Origin of the sequence: Clostridium tunisiense TJ (assembly GCF_000300195.1) — a bacterium.
GTDB lineage: Bacteria > Bacillota > Clostridia > Clostridiales > Clostridiaceae > Clostridium_J > Clostridium_J tunisiense.
On the sequence record NZ_AMQH01000018.1, the window covers coordinates 1 to 22095 of the forward strand.

Annotated in this window: 15 protein-coding genes and 22 tRNA genes; 4 read left to right on the top strand and 33 right to left on the bottom strand. The window is 32.0% G+C overall.

What is annotated here, in order from left to right:
* Positions 1 to 302 precede the first annotated feature (302 nt).
* From C661_RS22295 to C661_RS0117850, 8 genes are all read right to left on the bottom strand, one after another.
* Positions 303 to 1031, bottom strand: a complete 729-nt coding sequence (locus tag C661_RS22295; RefSeq protein ID WP_017416715.1) for a CPBP family intramembrane glutamic endopeptidase — start codon at positions 1029 to 1031, stop codon at positions 303 to 305.
* 262 nt (positions 1032 to 1293) lie between these two features.
* Complete coding sequence (gene yihA, locus C661_RS0117820; protein ID WP_017416716.1) at positions 1294 to 1899, bottom strand: ribosome biogenesis GTP-binding protein YihA/YsxC; 606 nt, start codon at positions 1897 to 1899, stop codon at positions 1294 to 1296.
* Entirely contained in the window at positions 1889 to 4222 is a 2334-nt protein-coding gene (gene lon / locus C661_RS0117825; RefSeq protein ID WP_017416717.1) for an endopeptidase La, read from the bottom strand. Before lon ends, yihA begins: the two co-directional genes overlap by 11 nt.
* A 714-nt stretch (positions 4223 to 4936) precedes the next feature.
* A complete protein-coding gene (lonB, locus tag C661_RS0117830) occupies positions 4937 to 6628 on the bottom strand; it encodes an ATP-dependent protease LonB (RefSeq protein ID WP_017416718.1) in 1692 nt (563 codons plus the stop codon).
* A 239-nt stretch (positions 6629 to 6867) separates the two neighbouring features.
* Positions 6868 to 8160 carry an ATP-dependent Clp protease ATP-binding subunit ClpX gene (gene clpX, locus C661_RS0117835; RefSeq protein WP_017416719.1) on the bottom strand — a complete coding sequence of 431 codons (1293 nt, stop codon included), beginning with the start codon at positions 8158 to 8160 and terminating at the stop codon, positions 6868 to 6870.
* An 18-nt stretch (positions 8161 to 8178) separates the two neighbouring features.
* On the bottom strand, positions 8179 to 8763 hold the full coding sequence (clpP, locus tag C661_RS0117840) for an ATP-dependent Clp endopeptidase proteolytic subunit ClpP (RefSeq protein WP_017416720.1): 585 nt from the start codon (positions 8761 to 8763) through the stop codon (positions 8179 to 8181).
* A 138-nt stretch (positions 8764 to 8901) separates the two neighbouring features.
* A complete protein-coding gene (gene tig / locus C661_RS0117845; protein WP_017416721.1) occupies positions 8902 to 10194 on the bottom strand; it encodes a trigger factor in 1293 nt (430 codons plus the stop codon).
* A 203-nt stretch (positions 10195 to 10397) separates the two neighbouring features.
* Positions 10398 to 11207, bottom strand: coding sequence for a YncE family protein (locus tag C661_RS0117850; protein ID WP_017416722.1), 810 nt, complete (start codon positions 11205 to 11207; stop codon positions 10398 to 10400).
* Between the two features lie 672 nt (positions 11208 to 11879).
* Here C661_RS0117850 and pflB point away from each other — a divergent pair.
* The 4 genes from pflB to C661_RS0117875 all read left to right on the top strand — a co-directional run bounded on the left by pflB (position 11880) and on the right by C661_RS0117875 (position 16997).
* Entirely contained in the window at positions 11880 to 14108 is a 2229-nt protein-coding gene (gene pflB / locus C661_RS0117855; RefSeq protein WP_017416723.1) for a formate C-acetyltransferase, read from the top strand.
* A gap of 200 nt (positions 14109 to 14308) precedes the next feature.
* A complete protein-coding gene (gene pflA / locus C661_RS0117860) occupies positions 14309 to 15058 on the top strand; it encodes a pyruvate formate-lyase-activating protein (RefSeq protein WP_017416724.1) in 750 nt (249 codons plus the stop codon).
* Between the two features lie 266 nt (positions 15059 to 15324).
* Entirely contained in the window at positions 15325 to 15774 is a 450-nt protein-coding gene (locus C661_RS0117870; protein ID WP_017416726.1) for a YbjN domain-containing protein, read from the top strand.
* A gap of 137 nt (positions 15775 to 15911) precedes the next feature.
* On the top strand, positions 15912 to 16997 hold the full coding sequence (locus tag C661_RS0117875) for an AI-2E family transporter (RefSeq protein WP_017416727.1): 1086 nt from the start codon (positions 15912 to 15914) through the stop codon (positions 16995 to 16997).
* Positions 16998 to 17236: 239 nt separating this feature from the next.
* Here the strand turns inward: C661_RS0117875 and C661_RS0117880 are convergent.
* From C661_RS0117880 to C661_RS0118000, 25 genes are all read right to left on the bottom strand, one after another.
* Positions 17237 to 17313 (bottom strand) — tRNA-Arg (locus C661_RS0117880).
* A gap of 107 nt (positions 17314 to 17420) precedes the next feature.
* A tRNA-Gly gene (locus C661_RS0117885) sits at positions 17421 to 17494 on the bottom strand.
* Between the two features lie 14 nt (positions 17495 to 17508).
* Positions 17509 to 17584 (bottom strand) — tRNA-Pro (locus C661_RS0117890).
* 7 nt (positions 17585 to 17591) lie between these two features.
* Positions 17592 to 17668: transfer RNA gene (locus C661_RS0117895), tRNA-Arg, on the bottom strand.
* A 7-nt stretch (positions 17669 to 17675) separates the two neighbouring features.
* Positions 17676 to 17749: transfer RNA gene (locus C661_RS0117900), tRNA-Gly, on the bottom strand.
* A 3-nt stretch (positions 17750 to 17752) separates the two neighbouring features.
* Positions 17753 to 17827: transfer RNA gene (locus C661_RS0117905), tRNA-Gly, on the bottom strand.
* Positions 17828 to 17909: 82 nt separating this feature from the next.
* Positions 17910 to 17980, bottom strand: a tRNA-Gln gene (locus tag C661_RS0117910).
* Positions 17981 to 17985: 5 nt separating this feature from the next.
* Positions 17986 to 18061 (bottom strand) — tRNA-His (locus tag C661_RS0117915).
* A gap of 4 nt (positions 18062 to 18065) precedes the next feature.
* Positions 18066 to 18142 (bottom strand) — tRNA-Arg (locus C661_RS0117920).
* 7 nt (positions 18143 to 18149) lie between these two features.
* Positions 18150 to 18223, bottom strand: a tRNA-Gly gene (locus tag C661_RS0117925).
* Positions 18224 to 18226: 3 nt separating this feature from the next.
* Positions 18227 to 18301: transfer RNA gene (locus C661_RS0117930), tRNA-Gly, on the bottom strand.
* A gap of 29 nt (positions 18302 to 18330) precedes the next feature.
* A tRNA-Leu gene (locus tag C661_RS0117935) sits at positions 18331 to 18414 on the bottom strand.
* A 7-nt stretch (positions 18415 to 18421) separates the two neighbouring features.
* Positions 18422 to 18497: transfer RNA gene (locus tag C661_RS0117940), tRNA-Lys, on the bottom strand.
* A 4-nt stretch (positions 18498 to 18501) separates the two neighbouring features.
* Positions 18502 to 18576 (bottom strand) — tRNA-Gln (locus tag C661_RS0117945).
* 5 nt (positions 18577 to 18581) lie between these two features.
* Positions 18582 to 18657 (bottom strand) — tRNA-His (locus C661_RS0117950).
* Positions 18658 to 18661: 4 nt separating this feature from the next.
* Positions 18662 to 18738: transfer RNA gene (locus C661_RS0117955), tRNA-Arg, on the bottom strand.
* A 7-nt stretch (positions 18739 to 18745) separates the two neighbouring features.
* Positions 18746 to 18819 (bottom strand) — tRNA-Gly (locus C661_RS0117960).
* Positions 18820 to 18890: 71 nt separating this feature from the next.
* A tRNA-Gln gene (locus C661_RS0117965) sits at positions 18891 to 18965 on the bottom strand.
* A 5-nt stretch (positions 18966 to 18970) separates the two neighbouring features.
* Positions 18971 to 19046: transfer RNA gene (locus C661_RS0117970), tRNA-His, on the bottom strand.
* Between the two features lie 4 nt (positions 19047 to 19050).
* A tRNA-Arg gene (locus C661_RS0117975) sits at positions 19051 to 19127 on the bottom strand.
* 8 nt (positions 19128 to 19135) lie between these two features.
* Positions 19136 to 19209: transfer RNA gene (locus C661_RS0117980), tRNA-Gly, on the bottom strand.
* A 13-nt stretch (positions 19210 to 19222) separates the two neighbouring features.
* Positions 19223 to 19298 (bottom strand) — tRNA-Pro (locus C661_RS0117985).
* 543 nt (positions 19299 to 19841) lie between these two features.
* Positions 19842 to 20315: a YfcE family phosphodiesterase gene (locus C661_RS0117990; RefSeq protein ID WP_017416728.1), complete on the bottom strand. Its 474-nt coding sequence runs from the start codon at positions 20313 to 20315 to the stop codon at positions 19842 to 19844.
* Positions 20316 to 20331: 16 nt separating this feature from the next.
* Positions 20332 to 20928, bottom strand: a complete 597-nt coding sequence (locus tag C661_RS0117995; protein WP_017416729.1) for an XTP/dITP diphosphatase — start codon at positions 20926 to 20928, stop codon at positions 20332 to 20334.
* Between the two features lie 123 nt (positions 20929 to 21051).
* Positions 21052 to 22026 carry an AIR synthase family protein gene (locus C661_RS0118000; protein WP_017416730.1) on the bottom strand — a complete coding sequence of 325 codons (975 nt, stop codon included), beginning with the start codon at positions 22024 to 22026 and terminating at the stop codon, positions 21052 to 21054.
* Between the last annotated feature and the right edge of the window lie 69 nt (positions 22027 to 22095).

Consider the following 22095-nt stretch of genomic DNA (forward strand, 5'->3'; position numbering starts at 1 on the left):
ATTCCTTTGCTTAATAATATATTATTATTAAGTACTTTTTTTGTTACTAAATAATAAAAAAAGAAAAACAACTTTAAAAGCTTTTTTAAGCTTAAAGTTGTTTTTCTTTTTTTACTGATTCTTAACATCAAGAAACTACTTAATGATTCACTATTTTATAGTGGAAAGTGCTTTATCATTAGCTACACTAATGTGCTAATAGATTTCACTATTTTTTTGATTCTTAATCTCCTTATATCATAAGTAACCTTACTTCCTTTTAGATAGTCTTAGTCCAGTATACTATATAAAATTATTCCACTCTAAATTAACTTTGAAACAAATAAAAATGTGGTAGTAAGCATATTAACAAAGAAGTGATTAAAAACGGCATACCAGTAGCCCTTTTTCTCAATTAAGTAACAGTTATAGAAGCTAATAACAAACAACATTCCCAAAGCAGCCAAGTTATTGTGAACCGTTGCAAATATTAAGCTTACTAGAAGGGCACTTAATATAAATCCAATATTTCCCTTAAGGACTTTTCTAAATATCTTTTCAAATAAAATATATCTAAAAACATACTCCTCTACAATCGGAGCGAAAATTATTACTGAAGGTGTAGCAATTAAAAATTTTACAATATCATAACTAGCCAAACTATCTATAACTTCTTGTGTTTTAAATTCAATACCTAGAGCCATAAGTAGGACTTGTGTAATTAGTGAAACTAAAAACACCATTCCATATCCAACCAAGGCATACCTAAATCCACTAGAAAGCTTAAATTCTCTTATAGAAAAACCATATGTGAAGTAATCATTATCTCCACGGAAATTACCTTTCATTCTATACATAATAATCAACACAATAGCAAAAGGTAGCACATTTGATTGCATACTAGGTACTATAAAAATTAAGCCTAAGTAAACAATTATAATAATAATATTTATACTCTTTGAGTATTTTCTCCATTTAACTGTTTTTACAAACACAATTAACGGAACTACGTACAATAATATTACTATAAGAATATTTATTAATATCTCCATAAAAACCTCCAATTTATTTTTTACACTTCTAATATTATTCAATTCAACTACTTTCCATTCCTAAAGAATGCCATGAATCTTATATGTTATTATTGTTTTCTCACAATAACCTCTTGCGAATATTATAAAAGTTCATACAACAGATTTTCCCCTTAGTAAGTTTAAGTTTCCATAATGTAATAAATTCATTATACTGATATAATTATTATATCATACTGCTATAAAACAAAGAGTACCTATTCGCTGTTAGGTACTCTTTATTCTAAACTTCAGTATTCTCTTCTGGGTATATATCTCCGAAAACTTCTCTGAGTAATTCTTCTTTTCCTTCCTTTTTTAAAGATGAGAAAAATAGAATTTTTTCATCCTTGTTAAGTTTTAATGCTTCTCGAATTACTTTTACACTTCTTTGAAGCTCATTTTTTGTAAGCTTATCCTTCTTTGTAGCTACTACAACAACTTCATAGCCGTAATGTTTAATCCATTCATACATAAGTATATCATCACCTGTTGGCTTATGTCTTGAATCTACTAAAAGCAATACCTTCTTTAATTGGGGGCGACTTATAAGATATTTTTCCATCATACTTCCCCAGGTAGCTTTTTCACTTTTTGAGACTTTAGCATAACCATACCCAGGTAAATCAACGAAATAAAATTCATTGTTAATTAAGAAGAAATTAATTAGTCTTGTCTTTCCTGGGGTTCCACTTACTTTTACAAGCTTTCTTCTGTTAGTAAGTGTATTAATCAAGGATGATTTCCCAACATTAGATCTGCCAACGAAAGCAATTTCTATTCTGTTATCCGTAGGGTATTGATCTGGCTTTACAGCCGACGTAATAAATTCTGATTGTTTAATTTCCATGTTCTATCTCTCCAATTAGTGCATTTTGTAGTACATCGTCTACTTTATCTGCAATTATAAATTTAATTTTTGACTTAACTGCTTTTGGCACATTTTCTAAATCTTTCTTATTATCTTTTGGAATAATTACTGTTTTTATGCCCATTCTATAGGCTGCTAAACTTTTTTCCTTTAATCCACCTATTGGTAGAACTCTACCTGTTAATGTTATTTCTCCAGTCATTGCTACTTTGTGGTTTACTTTTCTTCCACTTAAGGCAGAAATCATAGCAGTTACCATTGTTACACCTGCTGAAGGACCATCTTTAGGAATAGCACCTTCCGGAATATGGATATGAATATCTTTTTTCTTATGGAAGTCTTTATCTATTTCATACTTATCTGCATTTGCTCTTACATAACTAAATCCTGCCTTGGCAGATTCCTTCATAACATCCCCAAGTTGACCTGTAAGTTGTAACTTACCGTCGCCTTCCATTACAGTAACTTCTACTGGTAAGGTATCTCCACCGTATCCTGTCCAAGCTAAACCTGTTACTACTCCTATCTTGTCTTCTTTATCTAGATCATCATAGGTATATATTACTGGCCCTAGATATTTTTTTACTAAGTTAGAATTGATAATTATTTTATTCTTATCTTTCTCTACTAATTCTGTAATACCTTTTCTAATAACTGAAGCAATTTTTCTCTCTAGAGTTCTAACCCCAGTCTCCCTAGTATAATTTTCAACTAGTGTACTTATTGCATTATCTTGAATTAATAATTTGCCATCTTCCACATTATGCTCTTTTAATAATTTAGGAAGAAGGTGTGCTTTTGCTATTTGAAATTTCTCTTCAGTAGTATATCCAGATACTTCAATAATTTCCATTCTATCTAATAACGGTCTTGATATGCCTTCTAAAGAGTTTGCTGTTGTAATAAAAAGTACTTTTGATAAATCAAAATCTAGCTCTAAGTAATGATCTCTAAAAGTAGAATTCTGCTCGCTATCAAGGACTTCAAGCAATGCATCAGCAAGACTTCCCTTAAAGTCTGCACCCATTTTATCTATTTCATCAAGTAAGAATAGTGGGTTTCTATATCCAGCCTGTTTCATACTATAAATTATTCTTCCTGGTATTGCACCAACGTAGGTTTTTCTATGCCCTCTTATTTCTGCTTCATCTTTAACTCCACCAAGACTCATCCTTACAAATTTTCTACCTAAGGAGTTGGCAACCGATTTTGCTATGGATGTTTTTCCCACCCCTGGAGGACCTACTAGGCAAAGAATTGGTCCCTTTAGAGTTTTACTTATTTTTCTTACTGCTAAGTATTCAATTATTCTTTCCTTAACATCCTCAAGTCCATAATGCTCCTTGTCTAATACTTCTCTGGCATTTTTAATATCTAAATTATCTTTTGTGAACTTATTCCAAGGCAAATCTAAAACCCAATCTAAATAGGTTTTAATTACTGCACTTTCTTGACTTCCTACTCCTGTACTTTTTAACCTATTAAATTCATACAAAACCTTATCTTTTGCTTCTTTTGAAAGCTTAGCCTTATAAATCCTTTCTTCATACTGCTTTAATTCCTTACTTTCCTCATCATCTTCACCTAATTCTTCTTGAATCACCTTTAGCTGTTCTCTGAGGTAAAATTCCTTTTGAACCTTATTAACTTTATTTTTTATTTTACTTCCAATAGCTTTTTCTATTTTAAGAACTTCTATCTCATTCTTAATAATTAGTAATAGCTTTTCTAACCTTTCTTTAACGTCTACTATTTCTATAAGCTCTTGTTTTGTTTCAGTCTTTAACATTAGAAATGCACCAATAATGTCACAATATCTGCCTAGTCCACTTTCTTCTTCAAGCTCAGTGAATATTTCATTTAAGCTTTCACCACTTAATTCTAGGTATTCATCAAAAGCTTTATCAATTAGTTTTTTATATGCTTCGCATTCATTCTCCTCTTGGCACGATATGTCCTCTAGTATTTCAATGTCTCCATAGAACATTCCCTTCTCATCAGCAAAATTACTTAATTTTCCTCTTTGCTCCCCTTCCACTAAAACTCTAAGCTGATCCCCTGGAAGTTTCACAAATTGCTTAATGTGACATATAGTTCCAATATTATATATTTCATCAGCAGAAGGTTCTTCAACCTTTGCATCCCTTTGAGCAACTAAAAAAATCTTTTGATCCGTAGACATTGCTTCTTCAACTGCTGCTACTGATTTTTCTCTTCCTACATCGAAATGTAATACCATATAAGGAAAAATGTTAACACCTCGTAATGGAATTACAGGAAGTTTTAAAAAGTTATTCTCCATTGTTCTTCCCTCTCTTCTACATTCATGTAAATAATACATACTAAAATAAATATTATTAAAATAAGCAATTCTTCTTGATACATTTGAAAACCATATTAAAATATTTGTTTTTTTAAATCTCTAAGCGATTGAATCATCAAATTTTAAGCTTATATCATATAATTCTTATGATAACTCAAAATCTTGCTATAAATATCTAATTATATCACAGTTAAACAACATATTATATATAGTATTGATAAATATACATGCTTTCTTCTTTAATTGTATTATATCCTAATTATGCATTGCTATAAGACTTATATATTATACCTATAAAAGTAATTTTTTTCAATTAATATTGGATTAATTTGTTTTACCACTAAACCAAATGTTAGTTTTTATTAGGTATATAAACTTATATATGAGTGAAAGTTGTACTAGTATAAACTCATATTGTATTATCTCTAATACAACAACCAATAGTTATTTTAATCATTAATCTACTATTTCTTTCAAATAAAATACATTACTTTCCTTTTTTATTGGTTTTACTTAAGATTTTCAGTTTTAAAATTTATTTAAAACATTAATTAACACAAAAAAGGTTTAGTAAATTAGCTTCATTATTTACTAAACCCTATTTCTTATTGATTCTCTTATTAATAAACACTATAAGATATTCTATAGGTTTTTATTTATTTCTTCTATAATATTTATTGTTACATATTCTTTTTAAGCATCAAGAGAAGTCGCAGATAATATATCTAATTTCTTCTCTATATTTTCGACAGTTATATGGAAAACCTGTTCTGTGATAATTGCTTCTTCAATAACTTCTTTAATTGAGGACACAGGAATTACCTTGATTCCTTCTATTTCTAAAAAACTTTCTTGCCAGTTATCCTTAGGAATAAGAACTTTAGTAGCTCCGGCTTTTTTTGCGGCTTGAACTTTAGCATTTACACCTCCAACTGCCTTAACAAGACCATGAATAGATATTTCCCCTGTCATAGCAATCTTATTATCTACATTTTTACCTGTTATAGCACTGTATACTGCTGTAGTGATAGCTATTCCTGCTGAAGGTCCATCTACAGGTGTTCCACCAGGAAAGTTTATGTGTATATCAAAACTTTTAGTGTCTATATTGTAAAATTTCTCTAGAACAGTAATCACATTTTCAGTTGAACACTTTGCAGTACTCTTTCTTTTCATTTTTCTGTTATTTCCACTTATCTCTTCCTCTTCAACAATCCCTGTTATTTTAACTATTCCTTCCTTAGTTTTGCATTTTATTGCACTTGCTTCAATTTCCATCATTGCTCCCATATTTGCACCATAAACTGCCAATCCATTTACATACCCAACTTGTGGTCTTTCATTAATTTTCTTATCAGGACGTGGAGAATATTGGCCATTTTCAATTACCCATTCAACATCACTTACACTTACTACATTTCTCTCTTCATTAATTGCAATGCCAGAAGCAAGTTGTATCAAATTTACTGCATCTCTTCCATTGGTAGCATATCTACCAACAAGTTTTGCAGCTTTATCATCTAGGGATAATCCAATCTTATTCATTGCTCTTCGAGCAATTATTTCTATCTCTTCTGGTTGCAAACCTCTAAAAAATATTTCTACGCACCTTGATCTAATTGCTGGTATAATTTCTTCAGGACTCCTTGTGGTTGCACCAACAAGTCTAAAGTCTGCTGGCAATCCCTCATCAAATATTTCCTTTATATATGAGGGCATATTGGGATCCTCGGCATTATAATATGCACTATCTAAAAAAACTTTTCTATCCTCTAATACTTTTAATAGTTTATTCATTTCAATAGGATGTAGTTCTCCTATTTCATCAATGAACAACACACCTCCATGAGCTTTCGTAACAGCACCTGGTTTTGGCTGTGGTACTCCAGCTACTCCTAAAGGTCCCGCACCTTGATATATAGGGTCATGTACTGATCCTATAAGAGGATCTGCTATTCCACGTTCATCAAATCTAATAGTAGTAGCATCTATTTCTACAAACTTTGCATGTGGTCCAAATGGTGATGTAAGTCTTTTTTTTGCATCTTCTAATACTAGTCTTGCAGCCGCAGTTTTTCCAACCCCTGGAGGCCCATAAATGATTACATGTTGCGGATTTGGTCCACAAATTGCTGCTTGTAATGCCTTTATCCCTTTTTCTTGCCCTATTATATCTTCAAACTTTGAAGGCCTGCTTTTTTCAGTTAAGGGTTCTGAAAGGGCTATACTCTTTAATCTTCTTAAATTTTCTACTTCTTTGGCATTTTCCTTATTAATAACTACTTTGGAACTTTGTTGTCCTTTTAAGGCATTAAAAAAGTACAAGCCTATTACCACTGTAAAAAACAGCTGAATTAACATAATTATCACTGTTGCTGATCCCATAATTTTTTTAGTTTAATACCTTATTAAACTAACTTCCCTCCCTATATGTTATTTAAATTATTGATTATAACATTATTCTTAACATATAAGTGTATTTATATTCTAAATTATAGAAAATTTTGCTACAATTCATATCTATTCCATTATATAAAAAGAAAAGATTAGCTAGGTTTTACTGCTAATCTTTTCTAAAAAATAAAACCCCTATGTTAAGTACATAAGGGTATTTTAACTACATATTATGCTGGCTCTGATCCTCTTTTAGTTCTACTTTTACTCTCGATTTTAAGAGGTTGCCTTTTTCCGCTTTCTGCTAAAACGTATTCTGGCTTCTTACTTAATAAAGTATCTTCATGAATTATGATTTTTTCAATCTCTTCTCTTGAAGGCACTTCAAACATAATATCCTTCATCATTTCTTCTATTATAGCCCTCAATCCTCTTGCTCCAGTGTTTCTTTTCATAGCCTCTTTAGCGATAGCTTTCAAAGAATTATCATCAAAGTCAAGTTGAACATCATCCATTTCCAGAAGTTTCATATATTGCTTAATCAATGCGTTTTTAGGTTCTTTTAATATACTAACTAAAGCTTCTTCATCAAGTGCTTCTAGTGTAACAATTATTGGAAGTCTACCAACAAACTCTGGAATTAATCCAAACTTTAATAAATCTCCAGGCATTATTTGTTTTAATAGTGCTCCAACATCCTTGTTTTCTTTGGACTGCACTTCTGCACCAAAACCAATTGAAGATTTCTGGGTTCTTCTTGTAATTATTTTTTCTAGGCCATCAAAAGCGCCTCCACAAACAAACAATATATTAGATGTGTTAATTTGAATAAATTCTTGATGAGGATGTTTTCTTCCACCCTGCGGTGGCACAGAAGCCACTGTTCCTTCTAGAATTTTTAATAGCGCTTGTTGAACACCTTCGCCTGATACATCTCTTGTTATTGATGGATTTTCTGATTTTCTCGCAATCTTATCAATCTCATCAATATATATTATACCCTTCTCAGCTCTTTCTACATCATAGTCAGAGTTTTGAATTAATTTTAAAAGTATATTTTCCACATCTTCTCCCACGTATCCCGCTTCTGTTAATGTAGTGGCATCTGCTATAGCAAATGGTACATTAAGCATTTTTGCTAAAGTTTGTGCTAGAAGTGTTTTACCTGAACCTGTTGGTCCTAATAATAAGATATTACTTTTTTGCAATTCAACATCTCCATCATTTATAGGTGAGTTAATCCTTTTATAATGATTGTAAACTGCAACTGCTAGGGACTTTTTCGCATCATTCTGACCTACTACATATTGATCCAGATATTTTTTAATTTCCTCTGGCTTTGGTAGTGCATCCATGTCAATTTGTACATCACCTTCACGCTCATCAATTATAATTTCAGAGCAAAGTTCTATACATTCGTCACAAATGTATACTCCAGGTCCTGCAATAAGTCTTCTTACTTGTTCCTCACTCTTACCACAAAAGGAACATTTAAACTTTTTCTTTTCATCATTTCTTGGCATGCCGACACCCCTTTAAAGCTATTTCTTCTTATCAATTACCTCGTCAATTAACCCATATTCCTTAGCTTCTTCTGCTGACATAAAATAATCTCTTTCTACATCATTACTAATTTTTTCGATTGGTTGACCTGTTTTTTCACTTAAAATTCTATTAAGTGTTTCTTTTGTTTTTAAAATTCTTTTTGCATGTATGTCTATATCAGTTGCCTGGCCTTTAAATCCCCCTAATGGTTGATGAATCATTATTTCGCTGTTAGGTAATGCAAATCTTTTCCCCTTTGCACCTGCAGTTAATAAAAAAGCTCCCATAGATGCTGCCATACCTATACAAATAGTTGATACATCTGGTTTGATGTAGTTCATTGTGTCATATATAGCCATTCCTGAAGTTATTGAGCCACCAGGGCTATTTATATACAAGTAAATATCTTTATCTGGATCTTCAGACTCTAAGAATAGAAGTTGTGCTACTACTAAACTAGCTGTTGTATCATTAACTTCATCTCCTAAAAAAATTATTCTCTCCTTTAAAAGTCTAGAATAAATATCATAAGATCTTTCACCTTTTCCAGTTTGCTCTACTACCATTGGAACTAAACTCATAAAATACCCTCCTTATTGCAATAAAATTTAAGTTACACTTAAATTTTATCCTTATTACATATTTTTAACCTTATTTATTTAAAATTAATTGCCAGCATATACTGGCAATTAATTAGTTATTTATATCTTTAAGAAATATTATAAGGATTTACTGTTTTCTAATATTAGTCCTTTTACTTTTTCATTAATTATTTCAACTTCTAAGTAATCTTTTTGAACTTGAGCTAAACGTTCAGCTGTTTTTTCCATCTCTTCTCCAGCATAATATGCTGCAGCAATTTCTTTTGCTTTATTATTGATTTCTTCTTGAGAAACAGCAATATTTTCAGCTTGTGCAATCTTTCCAATTACTAAATCAGTTTTCACTTTATTAGCAGCTACTTCTTGCATTTGATCTCTGAATTTTTCTTCTGTTGTGTTTGTAAATTTATAGTATGTTTCAAGATCTAATCCTTGATATTTTAATCTCATCTCTAAATCTTGAACCATTCCATCAAGTTCTTTATTAATCATTGCTTGTGGAATATCTACCTTTGCATCAGCAACAACTTTTTCTATAACAGCATTTTCAAATTCTGATTTTGCTTTTAATTCATTAGCAGATTCCATTTTTTCTCTAATGTCATTTCTTAACTCTTCTAAAGTTTCGAATTCTGAAACTTCACTTGCAAATGCATCATCTATAGCTGGTAATTCTTTTTTCTTGATTGCTTTTATAGCAACTTCAAATTTTGCTGGTTTACCATTTAATTCTTCTCTTCCATATTGCTCTGGGAATTTTACATTTACATCTTTAGTCTCCCCAGCTTTTAAGCCAACTAATTGCTCTTCGAAGTTATCTATAAAAGTACCAGAACCTATTTCTAATTCATAATCCTGTCCTTCTCCACCTTCAAAAGCAACATCATCAACGAAGCCCTTAAAATCTATTACAGCTATATCACCTTGCTCAACTTTACCATCTTCTTTTGCTTCTACTCTAGCATTTTGAGTTTGTAACTCTTTTAATCTGTTTTCAATATCCTCTTCTGATACTGTATATGTTTCTTTCTTCACTTCTATACCTTTATATTCACCTAGTTCTACTTCTGGCATAACTGGTACAGTAGCTGTATAAACAAAGTCTTTTCCTTCTCCAATTTCAACAATATCTATTGAAGGATAATCCACTGGATTTATATTATTTTCTACTAAAATCTGAGGATATGTAGTCTCATATATAAAGTTTATTGCATCTTCATATAATGCTCCTTCTCCATAAAACTTTTTAACTATGTGCATTGGAGCTTTTCCTTTTCTAAAGCCTGGTATGTTAAATCTATTAGCATTTTTAGCATAAGATTTCTTTAAAGCCTCATTAAATTTTTCTGCTTCTACTGTTACTTCAAATTTTACAACGTTTTTCTCTAATTTCTCCATTTTAACGTTCATTGTTTCTTCCTCCTAATAACTGACTATATATTCATTTTAACATTATAACATAAATTACATAAATTACATAGTATTGGTTCTACATAATTAAATTATTAGATATAATACTAGATAATTTTGAAATTTATATTCGTATAGAAATATACTTAATAAATTATACAATAAGTTTATCCATATTTACAAGTTTTTTTCATAGTTTATAATTACATGGTTGTATTACCTTGTATATCAACGTACATAGTTTTACTATCAATATTTAATGTAAGTCCTTTAGGTGTTATGTCACCAAACTGAATATTGCTACCTTTAATCTTGGAATAACTCTTATGCTGTGTTGTAGTTGTATCAATAATCCACAAATACTTTGTTCCACTATTATTAATCCAAGGCAAGTTGCTAACATATGCAATATGTGTATCATCTATAAATGTAGGATTTTCTAACCAAATATAGCTTGGGAATTTTGTTAGCACTGTTTCCTTTTTAAAAACTTCTTTTTTAGTTGAAACATATTCCTCTTTGGTAATATTAGATATATTTTTATTTAAGTCTGCAATATATAAGTCCTGTGTCTTACTATCTGAAATTACTACCTTTTCTTTTGAAGGAGATATATTGTAACTAATTTTTCCATTACCAGTAACTGCTTTTATCTCTTTCTTATCTCCTTCTACTTTATATACTATATTTACACTTTCATTTGATTTTAAAGTCAAGACGAATTGTTCCTCAGCTAAAATTGGTTTTGTTTCAGTTTCAGTACTTGGCGTTACTTCACTTTCTTTTCCCTGTTCATTTGACTTGTTTGGATTTTCTGTTGTATCCTTATTTTTTTTCGAAAACACAGATATAATAGAAGTTTTGATATTTGAGGTAATCCCCTTAAAACTACTACTAAAAATTACAACTAAGAATATTATTATTATAACAGATATTGCTGTTGCATATCTAATCCTTCTCTTTCTTAATTGGTTACGATAATTACTGCTAAACATACTAGGTTTTCTACCCACAAGAAATCCCTCCATTAAATTCATATTATACTTTTCATTATGACTTTAAGAGTTTTAACTCATCAACATACCCTTAATATAGTAACATTTATAATATATGTAATCAAATTTATTATACCTCAAATTTAGTAATATTAGTATTTTTTTGATAAATTACTTTCAAAAATAAGCTTTACCTACTGTTTCACCTTTAATTTACCTTATATTAATTTTAATTATACAATTTTATGTTTTTTATATTGCTGTATCAAAATTTAGTTATGCTGTTCTATTATGAACTAAATTCAATTCAATATTTTTTACTAATATTTTCATACGTATATTTTTAAAAAACATCTTCACATTTTATTTCTAAACAGACTGATGTTTCTAGCTTTATTTAAATTTATATTTATTTCCCCCTCCATTTAAAATCGGTATTTATTTTTAAATTTTCTGAATATATTATTCTTGTAAAAAATACTTGAAAGAAATCTGTTTCAGTTATACAATTATAACAGACAGATAATTATTAAGCTAAAATACTTTATTTAGTATTTTATACTATATTAACTGTTATATTTAACAAGTAAACTGTTATATAAAACTCTTTACTTGTTTACATAAATAGGTTATAATAATAATTATTAACAAGTAATTATTATTAAATCACATTGCATAGGAGGAACACAAATGTTTAAACAATGGGAAGGCTTCAAAGGCGAACTTTGGCAAGAACAAATTGACGTAAGAGAATTCATTCAAAAGAACTACAGCTTATATGAGGGAGATGATAGTTTCCTTGTTGGTAAGTCTGAGAAAACTGCTAAAGTATGGGATAAAGCTCATGCTCTAATATTAGAAGAAATAAAAAAAGGAATTATAGATGTTGAGGTTAATGAAGTTTCAGGCATTAACAATTATGCAGCTGGATATATTGACAAAGACAACGAGGTAATTGTTGGACTTCAAACAGATGCTCCATTAAAAAGAATCGTTAATCCATTTGGTGGATATAGAATGGTTCAAAACTCACTTGAAGCTTATGGATATCAAATAAATCCTGAAATAGATAAGTATTTCAGTAAATATAGAAAAACTCACAACCAAGGAGTATTCGATGCTTATACAGCTGATATGAAAGCTGCAAGAAGCGCAGGATTAATCACTGGCCTTCCAGATGCTTATGGAAGAGGAAGAATCATAGGTGACTATAGAAGGTTAGCTCTATATGGTATTGATTTCTTAGTAGAAATGAAAAAGCAAGATGCTAAAAACCTAACAGGTCATACAACTGATGAAATGATAAGATTAAGAGAAGAATTATCTGAGCAAATAAGAGCATTACAAGAAATTAAAGCTATGGCTGCCTCTTATGGCGTTGATATTTCTAATCCTGCAACTACTGCTAGAGAAGCAGTTCAATTCTTATATTTCGGTTACTTAGCAGCTATAAAAGAAAATAATGGTGCTGCAATGTCACTTGGAAGAGTTACTACTTTCTTAGATATATTCATTGAAAGAGATCTTCAAAATGGTGTTATTACTGAAGAAGAAGCTCAAGAAATGGTTGATCAATTTGTAATTAAATTAAGACTTGCAAGACATTTAAGAACTCCAGAATACAATGATTTATTTGCTGGAGATCCTAACTGGATTACTGAGTGCTTAGGTGGAGTTAGTGTAAATGGTAAACCACTTGTAACTAAGACTTCATTCAGATTCTTACACACTCTAATTAACTTAAATCCAGCACCAGAACCAAATATGACAGTTCTTTGGTCAGAAAAATTACCAGAAAACTTCAAGAAGTACTGTGCTAAAATGTCTATTTTAACTGACTCAATTCAATATGAGAATGATGATGTTATGAGACCTGTTTACGGGGATGATTATGGTATAGCTTGTTGTGTATCTGCTATGGAACTTGGTAAGAGAATGCAGTTCTTCGGAGCTAGAGCTAACCTTGCTAAATCATTACTTTATGCTATCAATGGTGGCGTAGACGAAAAAACTTTCAAAAAAGTTTGTAACGTAGTGTCTCCAATAACAGATGAAGTTCTTGATTATAAAACAGTTAAAGCTAACTATTGGAAAGTACTTGAATATGTAGCTGAATTATACGCTAATACAATGAACACAATCCACTATATGCATGATAAATATGCTTATGAAGCTGGTCAAATGGCATTACATGATACAAAGATTAAGAGATTTATGGCATTCGGAGCTGCTGGTTTATCAGTTGTAGCTGACTCTTTAAGTGCTATTAAATATGCAAAAGTTACTCCAATTAGAAATGAACAAGGAATTGCTATAGACTTCAAAATTGAAGGTGAATTCCCTAAATACGGTAATGATGATGATAAAGTAGATGATATTGCTGTTGAGGTTGTTAAGAAATTCTCTGATGAGCTTAAGAAACATCCATTATACAGAGATGCTGAGCATTCACTATCAATATTAACAATCACTTCTAACGTTGTATACGGTAAGAAAACTGGTTCTACTCCAGATGGAAGAAAAGATGGAGAACCATTTGCACCAGGTGCTAACCCAATGCATGGAAGAGATGAAAACGGAGCATTAGCATCACTTAACTCAGTTGCTAAAATTCCATACAGAAACTACTGCCAAGATGGAGTTTCTAATACATTCACAATTGTTCCAGATGCTCTTGGAAAAGATGAAGATACAAGAATAAACAATTTAGTATCAATAATGGATGGATATTTTGGACAAAGTGCTTTCCACTTAAATGTTAACGTACTTAACAGAGCAATGCTTTTAGATGCTGTAGAGCACCCAGAAAATTATCCAACTTTAACTATAAGAGTTTCAGGTTATGCTGTTAACTTCAACAGATTAACTAAAGCTCAACAAATGGAAGTTATAAGCAGAACTTTCCATGAAACTATGTAGTTTAAATAAATTATTGTAAATATAATATATAGATTTAGGATGAATTGTCCTAAGTATACAGTGCGAAGTACCTGTTTTAATACAGGTGCTTCTGCTGTATTAAAAATTTCATTTCATACTAAAGTAAAAACATAGTTTTTATTTCAGTATGAAATGAACCATGGACTCAAGTATTCCTATAAATTAAGGAGGAATAAATTATGATTAAAGGCAGAATACATTCAATAGAAAGCATGGGACTTGTAGATGGTCCTGGTATTAGAACTGTAGTATTTATTCAAGGTTGCAAATTAAGATGTGCATATTGCCATAATCCTGATACTTGGAATTTGAATAGTGGTATTGAAGTTACTCCTGAGGAAGTAATAAAAAAAATTCTCAGATTTAAACCATATTTCTCGCGTTCTGGTGGCGGAGTTACCTTTTCTGGTGGAGATCCTTTAGTTCAGCCAGAGTTTCTATTAGAAATGCTTAAATTATGCAAGGCAAATGGAATTCACACAGCAATTGATACTGCTGGATATGGTGATGGCAACTATGATGAGATATTAAAATATACCGACCTAGTACTACTTGATATTAAGCATATAAATAGCGATGGCTATGTAGTTCTAACTGGAAGAGACACAAAGGATGTAAATACATTTCTTGAAGCCCTACGCCGCTCTAAAACTAGAGTTTGGGTTAGACATGTAGTGGTACCTGGGTATACAGATACAGAAGATCATATGAAAAAGATTGCAGAAATAATTACAAATGAAGTTCCAAATGTAGATAAAATTGAGCTCCTTCCCTATCATGTGTTAGGCGTAAATAAATATGAAAAGCTAGGAATTAGCTACAGATTAGACGGAGTTGAACCAATGAATAAAGAAAAGGTAAAACAACTTCAAGATTATTTAGTATCTCTAGTTAACTCAGATTCTAAAACAAACTCTAAAATATCTTAACAATAATATACTCTAAATAATAAAGCCATGACTCAAAGAGATTCATGGCTTTAACCATTTTTTTCCACATTATCCACAATTTTATCCACATTTTGGTAATAACTTTCCTTATATATAATATACTAGTCCACTATGACATTTATTCTTGGTGTTACTATTTTTTTGTTTACTTATATTTTTTTTTGTGAGATAATATGAATAAATAATATTTAAATATTTTGAAAATATTTAATAACTTTATACTTTCTAAGGGGGACTTTGTAATAATGAGAAACAACGCTTTAGCTTTTGAAAAATACATAGGTGAACATGAAATTCATATGAACAAAGGTATGAATGTAGAAGATTTTACTATTTTTACTTTTCCTGAAAAAGTAGTTATTGACGGTGTAGAGAGACCCGTATTAGGCGGTGGTGCTGAAAGAAGAGCTGTAATAGCCCTAAGAGATGATGACACTTTAGCAGATATATTCTGTTTTCACATCGCTACTGTTCCAAATGATGAAAGCAAAAAAACTTTATTATATAAGCTATTCAACGAATTGAATTCAACTTACAAATATATCAGTTTTTATGAAGATCAAAATGTTGTTAGTTCAAAAATATGTATACCGTTTAATAATAACTTTGATGCAGAATTAGTTTTTGAGATGCTAGCAGTAATTTTTCAAGCTGCAGAACAAGAATATCCAAGAATTATGGCACGTATAAAGTAATTTTTAGCTCATATTTGTATATGAGCTTTTTACTTTTGGTTATATTTACTATTTTCTTCACTTTTACTTTGATTTAGTATATGATTATAGGTTATACTTATAGTATTATAAACTTTATTGTACAAGGAGGTATTTAATTGTTTAAGAATGATAAATTAATTCCCGGATTAATTATTATAAATTTATGTTTACTAATTATTTTCTTAATTAGTAAAATGCCCTTTATCTTTACACCCTTTCGAACTATTATAAGTGCAATGTTTATTCCAATGGTGTTAGCTATCTTTCTTTACTATATGGTAAGACCAGTCAAAAGACAACTTGAAAAATTCAAAATATCTAGTGTATGGTCTACTGCCATATCTATCCTTTTAATTATAGGATTGCTGATTTATATAATTACCTATTCATCTTCAATCATAGCATCTGAGGGACAAAGTTTAGTTAATACCTTAACAAGCTCTGTACAAAGTATTAACAATAAATATAGCTACATCTACCCTCAATTAAACGAGTATTTTAATATTAATGATGCTATACAAAGAGCTATAAATTTCATTTCCAACTCTTTTGCTGACATAAGTAAAAATGTATTTGCTGTAGCAAGTTCTATAGGTAACTTTTTCACACAAGCTATATTAATTCCTATTATAATGTTCTATATATTAAAGGATGATAGAAGAATTTATGATACTTTTTCTTCTATGCTTCCTTCTAAAATAAAATCTTTTACCCTTAAAATACTACATGAAGTTGATACAGTTTTGAAACAGTATATTACATCTCAGGTGATGGTAGCTTCTGTTATAGGGATCTTAATGTTTATAGGATATATGATTATTAGAATGCCTAACGCTCTTGTATTAGCGTTATTTTCCTTGATAACAGCTTTTATTCCTTTTTTAGGAGTAATACTAGGAATTCTACCTGCCTTGCTTATAGCCTTCAGTATGGGCTTTGGTATGATATTTAAAATCCTTATTCTAACTGTAATCGTTCAACAACTTGAAGGTAATGTTATAACTCCAAATATAACCGGTAACCAACTTCATATGCATCCACTTACAACGATCTTAGTAGTTACTGTTAGTGTCTATTTTGGTGGATTCTTAGCTGCCTTCCTCGCTGTTCCTATATATAATATTATAAAAATTATTATTAAAAATATATATGATTATTATTCTAGTAAGAATAATTCTACCATTGATATTCAAGCTAAATAGCTAATAAAACTAAGGATTTTATGATAATCCTTAGTTTTATTTTTGCCTAAATAATGAACTAGTTAATTTTCTTCTAGGACTTACAAGAGACTTTAACCTCACTAATACAATGCTTAATAAACCAAATAAAAAAGCTTATAATTATATTTTCACATATAATTATAAGCTTTTTACTCATATGCAATTTAAAGTTTATAGTATTATATAAATAACTCATAAACTTTAACATTTTTTCTTGGTGGTGCACCCAACAGGGATCGAACCTGTCACCTTTGGATTCGAAGTCCAGCGCTCTATCCAAATGAGCTATGGGTGCATAGCTATAAAAAAAATTGCCGTAGCAACATGATATTTCTTTTCATATTAAAACTTATCTTAATTATTTCAAACTGAATTTATAATATAAACCACAAAAAAGTTAAATGGAGCGGGTGAAGGGAATCGAACCCTCGTAACTAGCTTGGAAGGCTAGCACTCTACCATTGAGTTACACCCGCATAATATAAATTTGTGGTCGGGGTGACAGGGATTGAACCTGCGACCTCATGGTCCCAAACCACGCGCGCTCCCATCTGCGCTACACCCCGATACATTTGGTGCGTCTTAAGGGATTCGAACCCCTGGCCCACGCCTTAGAAGGGCGTTGCTCTATCCAGCTGAGCTAAAGACGCATTTTTTTGGAGCGGGTGAAGGGAATCGAACCCTCGTAACTAGCTTGGAAGGCTAGCACTCTACCATTGAGTTACACCCGCATATGGAGCGGAAGACGAGATTCGAACTCGCGACGTTCACCTTGGCAAGGTGACGCTCTACCACTGAGCCACTCCCGCATATTTTAATGGCAAATTTTAAAGTAATATGGTGCAGATGAAGGGAGTCGAACCCCCACGCCGTAGGCGCTAGATCCTAAGTCTAGTCAGCAGGATTTGAACCTACGAATGCCAGAGTCAAAGTCTGGTGCCTTACCGCTTGGCGATATCCCATTATTTGGGGTGAACGATGGGATTCGAACCCACGACAACCAGAGCCACAATCTGGTGCTCTACCAACTGAACTACGTCCACCATTTGGTGCGTCTTAAGGGATTCGAACCCCTGGCCCACGCCTTAGAAGGGCGTTGCTCTATCCAGCTGAGCTAAAGACGCATTTTTTTGGAGCGGGTGAAGGGAATCGAACCCTCGTAACTAGCTTGGAAGGCTAGCACTCTACCATTGAGTTACACCCGCATATGGAGCGGAAGACGAGATTCGAACTCGCGACGTTCACCTTGGCAAGGTGACGCTCTACCACTGAGCCACTCCCGCATATTTTAATGGCAAATTTTAAAGTAATATGGTGCAGATGAAGGGAGTCGAACCCCCACGCCGTAGGCGCTAGATCCTAAGTCTAGTGCGTCTGCCAATTCCGCCACATCTGCATATTACTGGTGGCTCACCGGGGGATCGAACCCCGGACACCATGATTAAAAGTCATGTGCTCTACCGACTGAGCTAGTGAACCATATTGGCTGGGATAGCAGGATTTGAACCTACGAATGCCAGAGTCAAAGTCTGGTGCCTTACCGCTTGGCGATATCCCATTATTTGGGGTGAACGATGGGATTCGAACCCACGACAACCAGAGCCACAATCTGGTGCTCTACCAACTGAACTACGTCCACCATTTGGTGCGTCTTAAGGGATTCGAACCCCTGGCCCACGCCTTAGAAGGGCGTTGCTCTATCCAGCTGAGCTAAAGACGCATTTTTTTGGAGCGGGTGAAGGGAATCGAACCCTCGTAACTAGCTTGGAAGGCTAGCACTCTACCATTGAGTTACACCCGCATAATATATTTTGCCCCCGGACACCATGATTAAAAGTCATGTGCTCTACCGACTGAGCTAGTGAACCATATTGGCTGGGATAGCAGGATTTGAACCTACGAATGCCAGAGTCAAAGTCTGGTGCCTTACCGCTTGGCGATATCCCATTATTTGGGGTGAACGATGGGATTCGAACCCACGACAACCAGAGCCACAATCTGGTGCTCTACCAACTGAACTACGTCCACCATTTGGTGCGTCTTAAGGGATTCGAACCCCTGGCCCACGCCTTAGAAGGGCGTTGCTCTATCCAGCTGAGCTAAAGACGCATTTTTTTTGGAGCGGGTGAAGGGAATCGAACCCTCGTAACTAGCTTGGAAGGCTAGCACTCTACCATTGAGTTACACCCGCATAATATATTTTGTGGTCGGGGTGACAGGGATTGAACCTGCGACCTCATGGTCCCAAACCACGCGCGCTCCCATCTGCGCTACACCCCGAAATTCACTTTCCTCATCGTCGTTGTTTCTTAATTAGTAACCCCAGCGACAATAGTTATTCTACAACAATATATTTCATTAGTCAACACTTTTTAGTAACTTTTTTTCATAAAATTTTCTTTTGAAATCATCACAGGTCATTAGCCCTTGATTTTCCTAGCTTTCCACTACATAGTTTTTTATGTATTTTTTTCATTTTAATCTCTTCATATTGTGAATTAAAAAACTTATACCATCTTCATATCACTTGTATATAGATTTTTATTTTTGTCTCCTGATTATAAATAGTATTTTTTATATTATTTTTATATGATTTTCTTCATGAATTTTAAAGATAAAGTTATTTATTTTTCCCCAAAACCACTAACAACTCTAAGGTACTAACTTCTTCTTTCGAATTATCAACAACTATAAACCACCATAAATATTAGAATTAAACTCCCTCTAAAATCCTCATCTTTGATATTTTATATCCATAATAAAACAAATACAAAGCATAAAAGCATTTAATGCCTTTAATGTTTTGTATTCGTCCTTTTAAATTTATATATGAATTAATTTTGGAATTATAATTCTATTATTTATTTCAATAATTGCCACAGATGGTTTAGAACCATCTCTAGGCTCACTTATACTTCCTGGGTTTATGAAGTATATATCTTCTTCCAAATCTATCCTACCAACATGGGTATGTCCATATAAAACTATTTTGCTATCTGTTTCAAGTGCCTTAAATCTAAGCTTAAATATATTAAAATTAACTCCATAGTTATGTCCATGGGTTAGAAATATATTTACACCTTCTATTTTTTGTACTATTTCTAATATACCTTCGTCCTTATTATCACAATTTCCTCTAATTGTAATCACAGGTATATCTAAATTTTCTTTTATTATTTTACAATCACTTGCATAATCCCCTAAATGATATATAATATCACATTGACCTAGAGCTTTTATGGCTCTTCCCAATGAAAATTTATTTCCATGTGAATCACTTAAAACTCCTATTTTCATCTATTCCACCAACTTATTAAATATACTTACTCAATTCATCTTTTAGCAGGTCAAGAGCACGCCCTCTATGACTCATAGAATTCTTTACCTCAGCTGGTACATCTGCAAAGGTTTCTTTTAGTTCAGGTACGTAAAATAGTGGATCATATCCAAAAGCCTCTTTCTCTCTATATTCTTCAACTATGTAGCCTTGAACTTCTCCCTGAACCTTAACAACTGTAATATCATTTACTATCAGTACCATAGCGCAAATAAACTTTGCTTTTCTTTCATTAAATGGTACTCCTTGAAGTTCTTTTATAAGCTTCTTATTATTTTCCTTATCATTGCCGTGTCCACCACTGTATCTCGCTGAATATATTCCTGGAAGGCCTCCTAAAGCTTCTACTGACAATCCAGAATCATCAGCCAAAACCATATTTCCATTAGCTACTGAAAATATTTCTCTCGCCTTAATTTCAGCATTTTCCATAAAAGTCTTACCCGTTTCATCTACATCTATGTCTATACCTGCCTCTTTTAATCCAATCACCTCTAAATTAAACCCTTTTAGCATTTCCTTTATTTCATCTATTTTATGATTATTATTGCTTGCAACAATTAATTTTTTCATATTGTTCCTCCTTATGTATTATATTTTTTTAGAATTTTTTGTATTTAATACTTAGTTATCCATTAATACTATATAAATACTGTTATTTCAACTTGATCAATTATAATTATTGCTAGTTTAAAATTACATATTAAATAATTCGTCTGCTTCTGGAGGTTCTACTTCAATCTCTATGTTATTCTTTACTAACATTCCTCTAGATTTAGTAATTTTCCCAATAATAGTTCCCTTGATTCCACCCTTTTTAAGTTCTTTAATTAGTTCATCTCCATTCTTACATGTTATTATCATGCTTCCTGAAGATATAAATTTTAGTGGATCGATGCTAAACACATTGCAAAGCTTTTCTGTAATTTTTGTTATAGGCATTTTCTCTTCATAAACCTTAAAACCAACATTACTTGCCTTTGCCAATTCCCATAAAGCTCCTAAAAGTCCACCCTCTGTAATATCATGCATAGAGTTTACCCCTACTTGTCCTGCTACAACGCCTTCTTTTACCACACTTATGCTATTAACATATTGCTGTGCTTCAATGTACTCATCATCAGATAATATTTCCTTACACTTATCTGCGAAATCATTCACCAATATTGTAGTTCCTTCAATACAAAGATGCTTTGTAACAACTATATCATCCTCCACCTTTGCCCCTGCAGTTGATATAGCTGAATTCTTTAAACCCTTTCCTATAGCTGTGCAAGAAACAATTATCTTGTTCACAGCTTCTGTTATTTCTGTATGCCCACCAATTACTTGAACATTTAATTTTAAAGCTTCCTCATGTATTTCTTCCATAACTTTATGTAATTCTTCTATACTTGCACTAGGTGGTGCAAGTATTGTTACTAATAATCCTACTGGCTCTACCCCACAGGATGCTATATCATTACAATTTATATGTACTGCAATCCTGCCTATATTTTCTGTTGCTCCTGTTACTGGATCAGTTGATACAACACACTCATAATCTCCATAATTAACTACAGCACAATCTTCCCCAATACCATTACTTATTCTAATGTCGTCTCTTCTCCCCCCCTTATGATTATCTATAACATATTTTAAATCATCCCAATTAAGTTTTCCCACTCTCATTTGAATTCTCCTTATATTTTTTTAAAGTTTTTGTGATTTTGGCACATTTTCAAGTTTCACATCATATTA